Annotated in this window: 19 protein-coding genes; 3 read left to right on the top strand and 16 right to left on the bottom strand. The window is 38.4% G+C overall.

Annotated features, from left to right (window positions below; all coding sequences use genetic code 11):
* Nucleotides 1-106: 106 nt before the first annotated feature.
* The 9 genes from KHM83_RS11095 to KHM83_RS19865 form a co-directional block, all read right to left on the bottom strand.
* Nucleotides 107-403, bottom strand: a complete 297-nt coding sequence (locus tag KHM83_RS11095) for an ATP-dependent nuclease (protein ID WP_213237086.1) — start codon at nucleotides 401-403, stop codon at nucleotides 107-109.
* Between the two features lie 245 nt (nucleotides 404-648).
* A complete protein-coding gene (locus tag KHM83_RS11090) occupies nucleotides 649-1,011 on the bottom strand; it encodes a hypothetical protein (RefSeq protein ID WP_213237085.1) in 363 nt (120 codons plus the stop codon).
* 1 nt (nucleotide 1,012) lies between these two features.
* On the bottom strand, nucleotides 1,013-1,261 hold the full coding sequence (locus tag KHM83_RS11085; RefSeq protein WP_213237084.1) for a hypothetical protein: 249 nt from the start codon (nucleotides 1,259-1,261) through the stop codon (nucleotides 1,013-1,015).
* On the bottom strand, nucleotides 1,251-1,478 hold the full coding sequence (locus tag KHM83_RS11080; protein ID WP_213237083.1) for a hypothetical protein: 228 nt from the start codon (nucleotides 1,476-1,478) through the stop codon (nucleotides 1,251-1,253). The genes KHM83_RS11085 and KHM83_RS11080 overlap by 11 nt, the downstream gene beginning before the upstream one ends.
* The gene (locus KHM83_RS11075; protein WP_213237082.1) at nucleotides 1,468-2,307 is read right to left on the bottom strand and encodes an ATP-binding protein; all 840 of its coding nucleotides are present in this window, start codon (nucleotides 2,305-2,307) and stop codon (nucleotides 1,468-1,470) included. Before KHM83_RS11075 ends, KHM83_RS11080 begins: the two co-directional genes overlap by 11 nt.
* Nucleotides 2,308-2,533: 226 nt before the next feature.
* Complete coding sequence (locus tag KHM83_RS11070) at nucleotides 2,534-4,033, bottom strand: protein kinase domain-containing protein (RefSeq protein ID WP_213237081.1); 1,500 nt, start codon at nucleotides 4,031-4,033, stop codon at nucleotides 2,534-2,536.
* A 620-nt stretch (nucleotides 4,034-4,653) separates the two neighbouring features.
* Entirely contained in the window at nucleotides 4,654-6,111 is a 1,458-nt protein-coding gene (locus KHM83_RS11065; RefSeq protein WP_213237080.1) for a hypothetical protein, read from the bottom strand.
* Nucleotides 6,112-6,360: 249 nt separating this feature from the next.
* Complete coding sequence (rlmH, locus tag KHM83_RS11060; RefSeq protein WP_213237079.1) at nucleotides 6,361-6,840, bottom strand: 23S rRNA (pseudouridine(1915)-N(3))-methyltransferase RlmH; 480 nt, start codon at nucleotides 6,838-6,840, stop codon at nucleotides 6,361-6,363.
* Nucleotides 6,841-7,402: 562 nt separating this feature from the next.
* The gene (locus KHM83_RS19865; protein WP_281415049.1) at nucleotides 7,403-7,528 is read right to left on the bottom strand and encodes a hypothetical protein; all 126 of its coding nucleotides are present in this window, start codon (nucleotides 7,526-7,528) and stop codon (nucleotides 7,403-7,405) included.
* Between the two features lie 78 nt (nucleotides 7,529-7,606).
* Here KHM83_RS19865 and KHM83_RS11055 point away from each other — a divergent pair, with 78 nt between their 5' ends.
* Nucleotides 7,607-8,746 carry an iron-containing alcohol dehydrogenase gene (locus KHM83_RS11055; RefSeq protein ID WP_213237078.1) on the top strand — a complete coding sequence of 380 codons (1,140 nt, stop codon included), beginning with the start codon at nucleotides 7,607-7,609 and terminating at the stop codon, nucleotides 8,744-8,746.
* A 151-nt stretch (nucleotides 8,747-8,897) separates the two neighbouring features.
* Here the strand turns inward: KHM83_RS11055 and KHM83_RS11050 are convergent, their stop codons facing one another.
* The 6 genes from KHM83_RS11050 to KHM83_RS19860 all read right to left on the bottom strand — a co-directional run bounded on the left by KHM83_RS11050 (nucleotide 8,898) and on the right by KHM83_RS19860 (nucleotide 12,913).
* Nucleotides 8,898-9,344: an HNH endonuclease gene (locus tag KHM83_RS11050; protein ID WP_213237077.1), complete on the bottom strand. Its 447-nt coding sequence runs from the start codon at nucleotides 9,342-9,344 to the stop codon at nucleotides 8,898-8,900.
* 85 nt (nucleotides 9,345-9,429) lie between these two features.
* Entirely contained in the window at nucleotides 9,430-9,693 is a 264-nt protein-coding gene (locus KHM83_RS11045) for a glutaredoxin domain-containing protein (protein WP_213237076.1), read from the bottom strand.
* Nucleotides 9,694-10,329: 636 nt separating this feature from the next.
* Nucleotides 10,330-10,695, bottom strand: a complete 366-nt coding sequence (locus tag KHM83_RS11040) for a DUF134 domain-containing protein (protein WP_213237075.1) — start codon at nucleotides 10,693-10,695, stop codon at nucleotides 10,330-10,332.
* Between the two features lies 1 nt (nucleotide 10,696).
* Complete coding sequence (locus KHM83_RS11035; RefSeq protein ID WP_213237074.1) at nucleotides 10,697-11,500, bottom strand: CHAD domain-containing protein; 804 nt, start codon at nucleotides 11,498-11,500, stop codon at nucleotides 10,697-10,699.
* A gap of 197 nt (nucleotides 11,501-11,697) precedes the next feature.
* On the bottom strand, nucleotides 11,698-12,657 hold the full coding sequence (locus tag KHM83_RS11030; protein WP_213237073.1) for an aromatic acid exporter family protein: 960 nt from the start codon (nucleotides 12,655-12,657) through the stop codon (nucleotides 11,698-11,700).
* Nucleotides 12,658-12,784: 127 nt separating this feature from the next.
* Nucleotides 12,785-12,913, bottom strand: coding sequence for a hypothetical protein (locus KHM83_RS19860; RefSeq protein WP_281415048.1), 129 nt, complete (start codon nucleotides 12,911-12,913; stop codon nucleotides 12,785-12,787).
* 135 nt (nucleotides 12,914-13,048) lie between these two features.
* Between KHM83_RS19860 and KHM83_RS11025 the strand changes: the two genes are divergently transcribed.
* Nucleotides 13,049-14,218 carry an AI-2E family transporter gene (locus KHM83_RS11025; RefSeq protein ID WP_213237072.1) on the top strand — a complete coding sequence of 390 codons (1,170 nt, stop codon included), beginning with the start codon at nucleotides 13,049-13,051 and terminating at the stop codon, nucleotides 14,216-14,218.
* A gap of 246 nt (nucleotides 14,219-14,464) precedes the next feature.
* On the opposite strand, the gene trhA is transcribed toward KHM83_RS11025, so the two are convergent.
* Complete coding sequence (gene trhA / locus KHM83_RS11020; protein WP_213237071.1) at nucleotides 14,465-15,103, bottom strand: PAQR family membrane homeostasis protein TrhA; 639 nt, start codon at nucleotides 15,101-15,103, stop codon at nucleotides 14,465-14,467.
* Between the two features lie 351 nt (nucleotides 15,104-15,454).
* On the opposite strand from trhA, the gene KHM83_RS11015 reads away from it, so the two are divergent.
* A complete protein-coding gene (locus KHM83_RS11015) occupies nucleotides 15,455-15,982 on the top strand; it encodes a DUF1836 domain-containing protein (RefSeq protein ID WP_213237070.1) in 528 nt (175 codons plus the stop codon).
* Nucleotides 15,983-16,005: the final 23 nt, after the last annotated feature.

Raw genomic sequence — 16,005 nt, 5'->3', positions numbered from 1 at the left:
TCACTTGCTTCTCTTCAACAAAGAGAGCTACAGAAAGCGGTATGCATTAACCAAGTAAAGTCGTTATCTGGCAATTGTATTTTTAATTGCCATTTCATGTATTTTATTATTGCCAAATACATGTATCATCAAGTCCTTTAAATACACATTCGATTTTTAACTCATTTGCTCGACTCCCATCATCAGCAACAGAAAAATCTTGTATGTCTACTCTTACATAATCATGACTTTTTGTTCCTAGAGTTAGTTTAATTGCATCTACAATACTTGTTTTACCGCTATCGTTCTCACCAACTAAAACATTTAACCCTTCCTTAAAATTAACTACTAATCCTGGTTCTCCATTTACATCACTACTTATGTATTTTCTAAAATTCCACAATCTGAGCTCTTTAAGATACATACTCACACCTACTTTCTCAATAAATAATATACTTGCCACTAAGCATTAAAACTTACTCATTATTAAACAAAAGACACCACAAATGTGATGTCCATAGAATTTGCTCTTCAATAAATTCATTTGTGTAAATCACTAATCAAAATCAATGCCCAAGTTGCAAAACTAACTGGGCATAGAATTACACTAAGTGTAATGAAATAGTTCTATCCTCAATCATTAAAACTTATTCAATAGAATTTTGTTTCTTACTCATATGAGAAATAAATATTATTTTCATCTTTAAACTCTTTGCATAGATGTGTCAGCAATTTTACATAATCAAACTGTTCTCTAATTTCCTTTACCGTTGGTTTTATATCCATCTCTTCAAATAACTTTACTAACTCTGAATGCCTTGTATCTTCTAACAAGTTAATAAAAAGCTTACGAGAAGAATAATTAAGTGTAGCCGCATTGATTGAATACTCATCACCTTCAATCACAACCTTTTTTTCTTCATACGTAACAATATTTGCAAGTCCTAACATTGCAAGTCTTTCATAGTTTGTATCGGTAACACATACGTTTTTTGTTAAGCCATCTCTTGAATAATATATTAAATCTAACATTCTATTCCCTCTCCTGTTCACCTTTTTCCAGTAATTTTTCTCTTACTTTTTCCCTTAATTCATTGACTTCTTCAGCTTCAACACCTTCATATAAAGTTACATTGCCTTCGTCTAAAATGCTCTTTGTCGTATTACTTACTTCGCATTGTGAAATCAAAATTCGAATACTTCCTTTAGACACAATATTTCTAGCATCTTGAGGAAAAAGATTCTTTCTAGTTTTAACTTCTCCATACTTCTTATTCTTCATCAGCTTTCTCCCTAATATACTTTCTGTGACCTAAATACTTATCAATAGCATTAATTAATTTTTCCTCATCTTCAAGTGGATATGTAAAATCACCGGATGAGTCATTCCCTGTTGTTGGAACTACTTCAACATCGTTTAACTCCCCAATTTCTACAATCAATTTAATCCCATCTCTATGTTCTTCCAACTTCTTTATCATTTTATCTTCATCTGTCAACTGGCTCCCCTCCTTCCCTTTGATATTTGTTTATAATTTCGTAATAGGAATCTTTTAAAAACATAGACTCCCATTCAAATTTTGTATAATCACTAGACTTCAGTCTCATAAATAAATGTGCAAAAATAATCTTTAACTCTCCTAGAGTATACTTTTTTTCTATGTACAGATTATATAATTGTGATGTCTTTTTATCATCAAACCAGTCAAATGAATTAGATACTGACTTTATCTCCTTAATAAACATGAAAAACTCATCTTTTTTCAACTCTATATTAAAGTTTTCATGAAAAAAGAATCTTCTAAGGACAGATGTATCAATACTATTTTCCATGTTTGTAGTCGCAATTATAATAAAATCGTGAATAATCCCCCTAATAAACAAATCATCAATGATAGTATTAAAAGTTAATAATACACGTTTGACACTCTCGCTATCCGCTTGATAACGGTTAACTGTAAATGAATCTAGTTCGTCAATTATTACAAAAGCTTTTGAGTTATTTTCAACATTCTTAACCTCAATATCTTTGAAAAACTCAATTAAATTCTTAGATGATTCTCCAAAATTTGATGATAGTAGTTCATCTATTCTTAAATAATAAGAATCAATATTATGATTATCTCTCAAATTTCTATATATTTCGTTGGCTATTGTTGTTTTGCCAGTACCTGGCAATCCATAAAATAAGAAAGTTGGAGTTATTGACAATTTATTCTTTACAATATCAAACTCATCGCCTCCTTGTAAGAATGCATCACAATAACCACTTACTTTCTTTAGCTTGTCATCAAGCCCAAAAATTAAATTGTCCTTAACATAATCCATATAAACCTCTCTACTTACCTTAATAAATAATTCCCGTATATCTCTATTAATAAGATACCCCATATAACATCGTCATATAATTCCGTTATCGTTCATCCAAATTCTTAATATCTTAAGTTAAAACTATCCATTTTGACTTCAATTTCCTGCATTTTAATAACGTCTATAGACTTAACTTCAAATTTGATGCTTATCTCCTCAACATCAAGTTCATCAATTAAAACACCTACTTCAACATGCCCTCGATGAGTGGGTCTATCCCTAATTCAATAAGTTCATCAATTAGATGTTGCATATTGAATCTATTTTTTTCATATGCCACCTCATGAAGAATTCTTGCAGCAATCTCTTGAGCAACATACGTTAAGTTATTCCGTATTACGTTATAAGCAATATGCCCGAATCCATCATAATCTACCCAAGTTCTACAAACACCTAAATACTCACTCTCAATCATCTGAAGAACTTCAATTGTACGTTTTTCATCTGACTCAATAAAATTTAGTACAGCGGAAGTCATACCTGGTATGTCAACAATCGCCCTACAGAGCTCATTAGAGCTAAGACCATAAATATAGTTATCGACATCATCATCAAATATCCCATTATTAATTTTTGAACCTATCTGTTCTAATCTTGCTTTGTCTTGATGATATTCAATAGCTTTCTCTACCCCTTGAAGAAGTGCTCCAGCATCTGAATAACGTACACTTGGATTCTCATTCTTTGCCTTTTCAACTGGATTCCTTAGAAAGTGTATACTATTTCTTGGGTCACCTGTCATAATAAAATTTATTAAACTACCCAATGAGTATACATCACTTCGCTTGTCTCCCTCTTTTAGCTGCATGAATTGCTCAGGAGCACAATAATAGTACTGTCCCATTGAATGGGTTCTCATCGTCCTATGCGAATGGAACATATCCAAATCTTTACCTAAACCGAAGTCAGAGAGCTTCAATTGTCCCTTAAAAAGAAGGACATTATTCGGACTAATATCACGATGAATAATGTTTCTTTCATGCACTGTTTTCATAATAAAAAGTATTTGCCTTATCACAACGATTTTTGTATTCTCATTATGTTCATAATCGGTAATATACTTTTCAAGCGTTGATTCAGCTTCTTCCATCGTATAAGAATAATCAGAAGCGTTAAAATCATACACCTCAATTACACCTGACAAATCAGATAGACTACTCGTCAATTCGAACTCACGTTTGAATCTATGTCGTACCCCTTTCAATGTTTTAAAGTCATCTTTAAGCTTTTTCACAATTAATCTTGTCGAGCGTGACCTATACACATTTGCAAACCCACCCTCGCCAATGAATTCGAGGTCTCCATCTTCTGAAACTAACTTATATTCCTGATTCATTCTATGTATCTTGTAACCCTCAATATTTAATTGCTCATTTAAGAAAACAACGATTTTATCAATCTTTTCTAGAGCTTGTACTTCATTTATCCCACTATCTATCATTACAAATCTCTTAGAAAGAATTAAATTCAAAAAGGTATCAAACCTACCTTGATTCCATAGAATCTTTATTTTATCCAAAGCATAAAGCCATCTTGATGGAAACCCCGACCTATATACATCAGCAAATCCAAAATTTGCATTAAAAAACTCAACAAGTTTTCCACCTGATTTATAAGAGTAATATCCTGGTATGTCACCATTCAATACTTCAGCAATAGTCCTAAATCCTGCATCACTTAACATTACTCCGTCCCCCCCTCATTTAAATTTGGTCTATATTTTTCACTAATTATATCTCTAATAAAAAATCAGACAAACTCACTCCACTAACCATATTGACCTCACGCAACATCATGCAAAATATTTAATGTTTTGATTACACTCTTATAAATTATTATACTGCTAAACAACCTGAATTGCCAGATTTTGGCTTGTTTTTCAATTGTAAAGTACTCCAGGACCCTTAAATGCATATAAAAAAGCCTGTAAACCTTGACAATGGTATTACAGGCAAAATATATATATGCAATTTCAACTCGATATTTATGCTTTTACTCCCATACCATTACCATGGTTTACCTCACTCATAGCCTTCTATCATAAGCATTTCACCAATTACCCTAGCATGGTATTCTTCCTTACTTTCTTCTTTGTTCCTCTAATCAGGATATAGTACCTCATATTTATATGTTCAATTAGTGTTCATTTATGTCCGTTTTCTGAAATTCAACTGTCATTTGGCTATCTAAACTGTCCATTAATATTGATGCCGCCTAAATTTGCATCATTTAAACTTTTTTGTAGAAAGTATCAAATGTAAATAAAGTTAAACCCGATCAGCTAAATTATCAAATATATGACTATTACCTATCGTTAATAGGGTAACGTTCCTTCGCTAGTTTTTCTAACCTAGATAAAGAAAGTTCATTACCATAACAATTATGCACATCAATCAACTCTCTTATAAAGTCATCAGACCACTCTGATACATCAAAAAACTTCCCATAAATATATCTAACTTCCATAAGTTCGAGTTTCAATAGCAGTGGTAACATGTTCTCGTATCTTACTATTTGATTATACCTTTTCAAAGCTTTCCGTGAGCAATCCCCAACAAACTGGTTGTGAGTCTCTTTATCTTCAATATCTATACATTCATCCAACTCCATGAAGAATGTTTCAACTTCCTCTTTTTCATCCTTAGTTTCTGCTATTAGGTACTTCTCATAATATGCTACGCATTCTAATGCAAGTTCCTTGTTCTCCATCCTTTTAAAAATATCAGGAATCTGAGGCACTTGCTCCTTTACAACAGCTATCTTCTCTTCAAGCTCCTTCGACTTAATATGATAATTATTTGAGAAAACTGTAAACAAATCCTTCTGAGCATAGAACTCAGGTTCCGTCTTTAGTTCTTCTCTAACATTTGACCATATTATCTCGACATCTATATCAGCATTCGTATGAATGTCAGTTATTCTCTTAACAAGTATGTTAATTTTCCTTTGTCTTGCTCCATCTGACTTCTTTGTAAAGCTATCTGGTGTATCCTCTAAGAAAAATGTCACTGGATAATGGGCATTGTCATCACTATTATATTTTACAAAAAGGTTAACATGCCGTCCCTTATCTTTTAAAAACTGAAAAAATACCCTATCTGCATCGATGAGAGAATTATGGTCATCTTTATCAAAATCCAATACTAGTCTACGACCAAATATATTTAAAATCCTATCCTTACTAAAGCAAAGCCACCTATTACTAATTACCTTACCTAGCTCGCTTTTATAATGAATAGTATCCTTATAGGTTTTGATACTCGTAATATCAACACCCTTATGACTAGCACTGACCTTTTCTTCCTCATCAAGAATACTATCGATATCTAGATAATTATAATTGATGTTTCCATCTACAACATTCTTGTAAAATACATCTTTAGCAATTACTTTTTTACCTTCAACCAACTCTACAATTGTAGCATCTTTAATTTTGTGGAAACCGAGTAGATGAAAGAATCCATCGTCACTAAACCTAAAGTCTATATCTTCAAGGTCTTCTAAGACAAATTTATATCTATACTTCATTAATGCTGTATACTCATCAGCTAATTTCTTGAAGTCGGCGCCTATATCAATAGCACTGTCTTTTTTACGTATTTTTCCTTTTATAACAGCCATATACACCTCTATACAAAATAAAGGCTCTAACACAGTAGAACTGGTTAAAGCCTTCCATACAATTTCGGTTACATTTTTTTTCGAACAAAACGTTCTCTCAGGTATTGGCGCAACCAACCAAAGCATAACCTCTACTGGCACTCCTGATATTCTCCAGCGTCTTCGGTGGTGATATAACCGCTAAGTCATATCTATTTAACTAAAGTATACACCCAATGGTATTGTCTGTCAACTTCTATAGAGGATTCATCATTAATCTCTTCTCTACAAGATATATTATACACTAGATTATACGTTTAAGACTAATAATCATTGTTCTATCAACATATAATTTCAAGTTAAGTATATTGGTTTTGCTAAATAGTTCATCTACCCCACTCAGTTTTAGGGTTACTTGTGATAAGGTTCCCCCTTAATAATCCTAAACCCTCTATAAATCTGCTCTAGCAACACCACCTTCATGAGCTGGTGTGGGAAGGTCATCTTTGAGAACGAAAGAGCGAAATTGGAGCGCTTGATAACGTTGCATGAAAGACCGAGACTGCCGCCGATGATGAAAACGATGTCTGAGTTGCCTTCAAGGCCGAGGGATTCGATTTTTTCGGCCAAGTTTTCTGACGTCAATTGCTTGCCGAGGATTTCAAGCGTAATCACATACTGCGAATCCTTGATCTTCGAGAGAATGCGGTCGCCCTCTTTACTCATAATCTGTAACATCTCTTTGTCACTTAGGTTTTCCGGCGCCTTTTCGTCGGGTACCTCAATGAAATTGAGCTGACAGTATTTGCTGAGCCTCTTCGAATATTCTTTAATCGCATCTTCAAAAAATCGTTCCTTTATTTTTCCCACCGTAATTAATGTAATCTTCAATCGTGACTCCCCTTTTATTCACTTGGCTTTTCATTTTCAAATAAACGTTCATAAAATCATTGTGTTTGTCCGCTTGAAATCTTCTCGCTGTACCCACGCGTCGCACCACACAACACTCTACACGCTACCTTGAAACAACGCGTTCAATTCTTCTTGGTCTTTCCAAACTTATAATCTCTCAAGCTTTTGATCTTTTATGCTTTTGACCTTTTAAATTTTTAATCTTCCAAGCTTCTTATTATTCAACTTTTCAGATTTTCAATTTCCCATTTTTCTGTATTTTGTTTTCAATTTACCATTTCTTGTTTTTTAACATTTTCCATTTCCTATTTCCTAATTCTATTTTAACAAAAATCTATCTGTACTGGCAAAGTGTCTTTGCATTCGTTTTCAGCCCTTTTGCTTATGGCTCGGTTCTATGTATTTTTATCCATCTTATCAAATAATTTTAACATTTGCCGTGAAAACCACATTTGTTTGAGCTATAATTGAACTATAGTTGAACTATAACTGAACTATAATTAAGTGATGACCAAGCTGTAAGGGACAGTATGCTGCGAATCTAATCAGGCAGCAATGCACCATGGTCTGTTCCATGGGCGGTTCTAAGAACATCACCTTTTAAAAGATGCGGCATCATAAGCGTTACCGCACATTTGATACCACCATTCTTTTTCATTCTTTTCATTTTTTATACTTTTCATTTTTCATTTTTTACACTTAACCAAATGCGTGTAAGCAAAATATAAATACAGGAGGCAATGCCATGCAATTCAGTTTCGTCCTGCCTTCGACGATTCGCTATGGAAGCGGCGTCGTGAAAGAACTCAATCAAATCATCGACCAGCTCGGTGCTAAAAAAATCATGTTCATTTGTGACAAGGGCATCATCGACGCGGGAATCTACACACGCGTCAAAGCGCTTTTAGCCGATGATAAAACATGTGTCGTCTTCAGCGACATCGAAGCCAATCCAAAGGATTACAATGTTCAAAACGGTGCTGCGTTTGCACGCGACAATGATGTTGACCTCATCGTTGCGCTCGGCGGGGGCAGTCCCATCGATGCGGCAAAAGCCATTGCCGTCGTGGCAAAGCAGGGTGGTGAGGTACGCGATTATACCAAGCGGGCAATCGGTCCTGACTGCCTGCCGATTATTGCCATCCCAACCACCGCAGGCACAGGCAGCGAAGTCACGTTTTCATCGGTGATTACCGATACGAAGGAGAATTTTAAGTTTACCGTCAAGAGTCCTGCCATTGCAGCCAAAGTGGCATTGGTCGATCCCGAACTGACCTATTCGCTGCCGGCATCCATTACCGCAGCAACAGGTATTGATGCGCTGACCCATGCTATTGAAGGCTATACGGCAACCTGCACAGAACCCATTGCAGAGGCATTGGGCCTTTATGCCGTTGAATACATTGGCAAGTATATCGAAAGGGCTGTCAAAGACGGCAATGATGTCGAAGCACGCGACGGCATGATGATGGGTAGTTTGTTGGCAGGGCTGTCTTTTAGCCACGCCGATGTTGCCGGCGTTCACTGTATGGCAGAAGCCCTTGGCAGCATGTATGACCGACCACACGGTCTCTGTAATTCGATTATTCTGCCGCATCTAATGCGCGAAAACCTGCCATACTGCACCGCGAAGTATGCCCGAGTGGCACGTGCTCTCGGCATTGAAGAAAGCGACCCGGAAAAGGCAGCACTGCTCGGCATTGAAAAAATCCAGTCTATTTCAGCCAATATCGGCCTGCCGGCATTTAAAGCACTGGCCATTGATCCAAAGGATTTTAGAAAGCTCGCCGAAATGTCCGAGAAAAACGGCTCAAATCCGAGTAATCCAAAACCAATGACCGCTGATGACTACGAAGCGCTTTTCTATAAAATCGACGCCCTCTAACACTGTTTTGACACTTAAATATGTATGGCAATTTTCCCATGCAAAAAGCCTCCTGTTTACGATTATAAGCAGGAGGTTTTAATCTGTTCAGCATCGTTTTATTCATGATCGCCTCTGTTGGGACGTGCTGCTTTAAAACTGCAAAACAAACTCACAGCACGAAATCAAGCGGCTCCTCACGAACGTCGAAATATACAATTTTTGAAATACTGCCATCACTTACATAGAACCGAATGCCCGGCGCTTCAAAAATAACATTGTAACGCGTTCGAATAATGGCATTGACCCTTTGACTAAGCGTATAGACTTCAGCAGGTGTTTGTGCAAGTCTGCTGAGGTTCAGCCGTCGGTCGAGTATTGCCCTTTGAAAAAGTGCAATATTGACCGCTTCCCAGTCCTTTGGCACTTGACTGCGCTTTAACCGATTACACTGCTTACAGCAGCACACCAAATTAAAGACCTCTGTCGACCCGCCCATGCTCTTTGGGTAATAATGATCCAACGTCATCTTATTGCGTCTTACCGGCTTCCCGCAGATAAAACAAGTTCCTAAATCCCTTTCGTATACATATTTCTTTTCAATTTCCTTTGCACGCAAAACATCGCCACCCCCAGTATCTCTCTTTTTGCGTACGACCCGTTAACCCAAACCAACCGATTTTGTTGATAATTAGCATCCTTCCCTAGGATGAAAGGCCAAAAACGGTTTTAAATCGCGTTTCATCTCTTCGAAGCGCCTGCAAATCATCGCATCCCCCAATGAATGCGTCGTCTACAAAGATTTGCGGTACCGTTCCAGAACCTGTTTTTGCCTTAAGTGACATCAGTACATCTCTTTGACCGTCAATACAGTATTCTTCATAGGCAATGCCTTCTCTGTCTAACAGCATTTTTGCCTGAATACAATATGGGCAGAACGCCCACGTATACACCTTTATTAATTTCATTGACTACCTCTTTTCTATATCTTTTACATTTTACCATATTTCGGTAAGTGATACATCGTAAAATTACACCAACATCTTCAAATTTGCAAAAGTTTGTCAGCTGTTTAATTCACTGTATACAACATCATAATTTGTTCATCTTTTCTTATTGACTCTTTAACAAGTGATTAATATCCAGTTTACATTTATTCAGTATGATAAGTACATAAGCAAAGCTAACCAACGCTTACTTACTTTTAAATAGATAAACCCCTTAAATACGATCCCCCAATCGTATGTTCATAACCCCTTTTGGCACGTCGACCCACGTGTCAAACTCCCCTAAACTCAGGCGCTGTTAACCACAGCGCCATATTTATTTTTTTGCATTTAAATAAGAAACAATTATACTCGCTGCGATCCCATCAAGGGCACACAATAAGCCGTTAATCATACGGTTTACATACGCGGCAAAGTAAAATTACCATGGATACACCTATTAAAAATGGGCATCTAATAGATGCCCAAACATACAACATATTCATAAATCATGCAGCCAATGTGATCTCCACAGCTTCATATCCGTTACTGCAACAGACGCAGGGTGTAAAAATAACAATAAAAACCACAATAAAGCCAAAAATGACACAGTGCCTTTTACTGCTCCTGATGAACACCTCTAATCTGCTGACGCCGACAACATCCTCCCTTACGGCATTCGCCAAGGTTTTCACAGATTTTATAGTCGCCGCCTTCGATATTAATCGTCCTTCCCTCCACCAGCGACTGCGCAATTTTCTTGCGCGCATCGTCATAGATCCGCTGAAACGTCGAACGGCCAATCTCCATTTTCTTGGCGCTCTCTTCCTGATTCATGCCCTCGTAATCCATTAACCGGATACTTTCATACTCCTCTACCGTCATCACCAAATTGGCGTTGCCCGTATACCCCTGCCCCTTCGGGCCAAATCGGGCATATTTAGGCATTTCACATACTATTTTCCCTTTTCTAGGTCTTGCCATATCATGCCTCCGATCTTGACATATACTGTGTTAAAAGCCTGCATGCCTCCTCGTATTTGAGGTCAGCTTCTGCTAAAAAAGCATCGTGGTTTTCAATTAATTTTTCCAGCAGTCCCGGATCATTGAGTGCGTACTGGCCGATAAATCTCAAGTTGACACAGACATCGTGCAGACGTCTCGCCACGTCTTGAAAATCTTCCAGTACGGCATTAATTGGGGTTAACGTCTTATCATCCTGCATAAGAATCTGATGGACATAGCGCAATTTCTTGACCAGCGTTCGTTTTTCGTGAATATAGCGCTCCAAATTTTCAGCGTTCGACACTTTGTCGATATTGATAAACGCTTGAATCACTTCAAAATGCCGCTGCTTTTCCCATATTTCGTAAGCGGGTTTGTGACTGCTGCTCGGCTTTAAGCGCACTTCAAACTGCGCAAAGTTAAATGTTTTCATCATTTGGACGTCCGATTTCAGCTTTGTCAAAAGCGGCGCTTTTAAATCGCAGAGCTTCGCAATGACTCCCGGCAGCATAAAATCGCGATAGCCGTTTTCGAAGACGTCAATTTCTCTTATCAACGATGTATGGTCAAAATTTCGTTTTGAAATAAAATCTAAATCCTTAAAATCACTATTTCTCAATACCGGTTTATAAAAATAAATCAATGCCCTAAGGCGTCGAATGGCTTCTCTGTATTCGTGAATGCTCTGATGATTGTAATCATCCGTCACCATCTGATCAAGATAAAGATCCATTTGCGCTAAGTGATGCTTTATATTCTTGGAAATCTCAACTCCAGGTTTCACGGCTGCCTCCAATGATCCAGTTCGCGTTTGGATCATGTTTTGTGTTTTGTCTATTATACCACGGTAAGATATGTCCCACCAACCTTCATGATACAATTTTATCACATAAATTATTGGCAAAAGACCATTATTATCTGAATTTCACGAAAATTTACCCTTAACCATCCATCAAATCACCAACGCATTTAGTTCTTTTATCACACCGGCATCAAATCATCTTCCAAATACTTTACTTTCAACTCTAAAAAAATTTCTAAATCATTCATCAGTTGAAACAGCGATGCATAGTTTTCAAAAATTAGCAAATCTTTCGGCAGCTCCTTTTTCATAAAATCTTCACGAAGCGCAGCGAGTTCTATCAAAAGAAAGCTGGCATCATTGGTAGGTGTAAATTGATGTGCAGCTTTGTGTATAAATTCACCCATAGCCTTTGCTTCCCGTTGCGTCACGAAAATGCGCTCAAAATGCTTCTGCATATAGAGCATCCAGTAAAACTGGTCAAGCCGCATTTGGAAATAGGCAACGTAATCTTGATGTTTTGAAAAAATAAAATTTTCCTGTGCCTTTGACGCCTTTTTCTTCGCCTTTTTTATGCGTCTTTCAAGCGCTTTAAACGATTCAAAGTCCGACCCTGCATTGCGATCCATCTGTATGAGCTTTTCACTCATGTTTAAAAAGAATTGCTTCATCGACTGCTCGATATCCTGCTGTGCCTCAATTAAATCAGGCTCCAGACTCGGCATGTGAAGATTGAGTAAAATCCCGACACCAATGCCAATACCGAGCAGCATCATTTCATTGAGCACATTGGGCATCGTCATCACGCCATAACTCAAATAGTGCGTCGCAATAACCGTATTGACGACAATACCCTCTTTGGCTTTAAGTCGCGTTGCCACCGGCACGAACACCAGCAGAAAAATACCTAGAGAAATAATATTGTAGCCAAACAGATTAAAGGCAGCCAGCGAAATCACCAGCCCGATAATCGCCGTGTAAAAACGTTTCCATGCAACTGAAAACGTCTGTTTTTGTGTATCCAGCAAGCTGAGCATCGCAATGACACTTGCCGCCGTTGCAAAATTTAAGTGCAGCATCTGCGCAATCCAAGCAGCGCCGACGGCTGCAACGACATTTTTTAACGTCCTAATCACCATAACGCCTCCCTTTGATTGCTTCTATTGTTTAAAGCATGGGACCATGCTTTTCGATAACCTTGATGATTATTTATACCCCATTAACACTTTTTTTACGCATCGAAGTCCCTTCGCCAGATCAGCGCTCCTACCAGCATACCAACATCGTCATGATCATTTGTTCTTTCGCCGGCAATTTCACTGGTGTCAGCATCAGTGCTATCATCATCTTTCGCTTTTTCAGTATTATCTCTATTTTAAGCTTTCGCTTTATCATAATCTCTACCTTCAATTAGCCTCGCCTTTGCCATCTAAACATGACAATATTAAGATTGCATAAAGACATGGCTCAGGCCATTCCCCTTTATCCGAGGATTCGTTATAATAATAAAAAAGACGAAATGAGGCGCTTATGAATCTCCCACGCAAACAATATATAGAGTACGTCGTGATCTTCTTCATCGTCGCCGCCATTGCCTATTGGCTCGGCAGAGACATTGACAGCATCAAATTCGCAATTGCAAAATTTTTCACATTACTGACCCCTTTCTTTATAGGGTTTGCTGTTGCTTATATTCTCAACGCACCGGTCAGCGCCATTGAAAAACGTCTTAAAATCAAACGCGGGTGGGCCATTGCCATTATTTACATAGCCTTTGTTGCCATCATCAGCAGCGCACTGATTATTCTCACACCGCTACTCGGCAATAATATCGCCGGGCTCATCAATGACGTTTCGCGCTGGGCTGTGGATATTCCAAAATGGGTTCAGCAATTTGACTTTGGACCTTATGAAGAAGTGATTACTACCCAAATGAGCAAACTGACAGAGCTATTGTCTACACTCACCAACAGCCTTTTGAGAAATATTGTCGATATGCTCTTTGCCGTTACGACCACCGTATTTAATATTGTTCTAGGCATTATCATTTCTATTTACATGCTTTCGGATAAACAAAAGCTGCAGTCAGCATTTCACCAATTGTCGCTGGCCGTTTTCAAGCGCAAGCGAACCGATCAGCTCATTGCCTTTTTAAAAGAAGTCAATGTCATCTTCGGTCACTTTTTTACGGGACTGCTGGTTGAAGCCATTATCGTCGGCATTCTCGCCGCCATTGGCCTAAGTCTTATGGGCGTACGCTATGCGCCAATTCTCGGATTAATCATATGTCTCACCAACATGATTCCTTATTTTGGCGCCTTTATTGGTGCCGTGCCCGCAGTCCTTGCAACCCTGATGTACGACCCCATTAAAGCCATTTGGGTCGCCGTCTTCATCATCGTTCTTCAGCAAGTTGACGGCAATGTCATCGGCCCACGCGTCATGGGCAATTACATTGGCTTAGAGCCCCTTTGGATTATTTTCGCCATTGCTTTCGGCGGTGGATTTGGCGGACTGCTCGGCATGATTCTCGCCATTCCGCTAGGTGCCGTCGTCAAAATCATCATTACGCGTCTGGTCACAAAAAATCAGCCTGCGGCAATAGATGAACCTAGCCCACCAGATAAACCTGACGCGCCAGACGAACCCGGCTCAGCTGACAAAGCCAGCCTACCTGACGCGCCATCGGAAAACCGATAATGGAGGCAAATGCCCTCTAAGCGTCACCGTCACAGCGTTTTACAGTCATTGAAAAAAATACGCATATAAAAAGCGGGATCAACTGTATGTGAACACCACATGTCATTGATCCCGCTCTTTGATTCATTAAAAGAACTATTCATTTATACCGATAAGCACCTGCATCATCATATATGCATTTGCATTACTTTGTGTACATTTGCATCATCGTTCCGATTGCCTCATTTCTTTGAATACACCCACTCACTACATCATATAATTGTTCACCATGATAAAGTGGGAGATTGTGCCGAGCAGGATAAAGAGATGAAAAATCTCATGAAAGCCAAAGGCACCTATGCGAAGCTTGTCGGACTTGATCGCATAGATAATCGAGCCAACTGTATAAAAGACACCGCCGAGGCAAAGCCAAACAAAACCCGGAACGGGCATTGCCTTAAAAATCGGATAAATAAACGCAATGCTCAGCCAACCTAAAAACAAATACATGCCCGCTGAAAGCCATCTAGGCATATTGATAAAAATCACCTTTGTCACGATGCCGATAATCGCCAAAGACCAAACGGCGATTAGAAGGCCGTATCCTAATTTTCCCTTGAGTGCCGTCAAACAAATCGGCGTATACGTTCCGGCAATCAGGACGAAAATCATCGCATGATCTAATTTGCGCAGTCTTAAAATAATCTCCTTTTTACCGTTAAAACCATGGTAAACGGTCGACGCCGTATAGAGCAGAATCATGCTGACGCCAAAGACGACAACCCCCGTAATCAAACTTGGATTGTGCTTTAGAACGGCACGCCAAACCATAACCGTTAAGCCGATTGCCGCCAGTATAATGCCTGCAAAATGTGTCCACATATTAATTGGTTCTCTTACGCGCATATGCCCTCCTCGCTATGTCAATTTCTACATCGCTTATTATTGCTATATTTTTCACTTTTTGTTCCTTCACTTGTTGTTTTTGCTCATTGTTTTGCATATGGCTTTCTTCCCCTATTGCATCACGCGTCCGCAAGGTCAATGTCCATCACACGCTAAAATAAAGAAAAACATTCTCGCAACGCTTTTACACAATCTCATAAAACAGCAACGATCGGTGTCATAAACTAACAACACTTATCTAGTTTTTAATACTACATCACGTCATACATGCATATTATCACTTCTTTTTTCAAATTGCAATAGCTATTTTTCAAAAGTATGTTATAATCTGATTAAATAAGGGGGATGTTTATGACACCGTACACTGTGCACCAGTTGCCTGAAATAACAGATATGCCCACAATCGGACTCTATATGGACCAACTGCTTGAGCTTCTCGATCACTACCTTGGCTCACTAAAACGCAGCAGCCAAGACGTCATCTTTACGAAGACAATGGTCAACAACTATGTCAAAGCCGGCGTCATTACCCCGCCGGTCAAAAAAAAGTACGCACGTGAAAGCATGATTGAATTAATGATGGTCTACTACTTCAAGCAAATTTTTTCAATTAATGACACTGCGGCCCTCGTGACTTTAATTATGAATGCACATCAAGACAATCGAATCGCCGCTTATGAAACGTTTAAAAACCGCGTTACTGCTTTAACGACAAAACCGCCATCAACATCTGATGACAAATCATCTAAAAGCCGAATCAATGGTAGCGAATCGCATACAGCCAATGTCGATACGGTTCTTCATTATGCCCTCTCGGCTGTCATTGAGAAGCAAAGAGCCGAGTATTATATGGACACTTTAAATACCGTGGAGATATAGCTGCAATTAAACCGTATCGTATC

This window comes from Fusibacter paucivorans (genome assembly GCF_018390735.1).
GTDB classification, from domain to species: domain Bacteria; phylum Bacillota; class Clostridia; order Peptostreptococcales; family Acidaminobacteraceae; genus Fusibacter; species Fusibacter paucivorans.
The sequence above is the reverse complement of the archived record's forward strand: the minus strand, read 5'-3'. Positions and strand labels throughout refer to the sequence as shown.

Coding starts and splice junctions, on each gene's coding strand:
- KHM83_RS11095 (WP_213237086.1), bottom strand. CDS start 403: ATGTATCTTAAAGAGCTCAGATTGTGGAATTTTAGAAAATACATAAGT.
- KHM83_RS11090 (WP_213237085.1), bottom strand. CDS start 1,011: ATGTTAGATTTAATATATTATTCAAGAGATGGCTTAACAAAAAACGTA.
- KHM83_RS11085 (WP_213237084.1), bottom strand. CDS start 1,261: ATGAAGAATAAGAAGTATGGAGAAGTTAAAACTAGAAAGAATCTTTTT.
- KHM83_RS11075 (WP_213237082.1), bottom strand. CDS start 2,307: ATGGATTATGTTAAGGACAATTTAATTTTTGGGCTTGATGACAAGCTA.
- KHM83_RS11070 (WP_213237081.1), bottom strand. CDS start 4,033: ATGTTAAGTGATGCAGGATTTAGGACTATTGCTGAAGTATTGAATGGT.
- KHM83_RS19865 (WP_281415049.1), bottom strand. CDS start 7,528: ATGAAAAGAATGAAAAAGAATGGTGGTATCAAATGTGCGGTAACGCTT.
- KHM83_RS11055 (WP_213237078.1), top strand. CDS start 7,607: ATGCAATTCAGTTTCGTCCTGCCTTCGACGATTCGCTATGGAAGCGGC.
- KHM83_RS11045 (WP_213237076.1), bottom strand. CDS start 9,693: ATGAAATTAATAAAGGTGTATACGTGGGCGTTCTGCCCATATTGTATT.
- KHM83_RS11040 (WP_213237075.1), bottom strand. CDS start 10,695: ATGGCAAGACCTAGAAAAGGGAAAATAGTATGTGAAATGCCTAAATAT.
- KHM83_RS11030 (WP_213237073.1), bottom strand. CDS start 12,657: ATGGTGATTAGGACGTTAAAAAATGTCGTTGCAGCCGTCGGCGCTGCT.
- KHM83_RS19860 (WP_281415048.1), bottom strand. CDS start 12,913: ATGATAAAGCGAAAGCTTAAAATAGAGATAATACTGAAAAAGCGAAAG.
- KHM83_RS11025 (WP_213237072.1), top strand. CDS start 13,049: ATGAATCTCCCACGCAAACAATATATAGAGTACGTCGTGATCTTCTTC.
- trhA (WP_213237071.1), bottom strand. CDS start 15,103: ATGCGCGTAAGAGAACCAATTAATATGTGGACACATTTTGCAGGCATT.
- KHM83_RS11015 (WP_213237070.1), top strand. CDS start 15,455: ATGACACCGTACACTGTGCACCAGTTGCCTGAAATAACAGATATGCCC.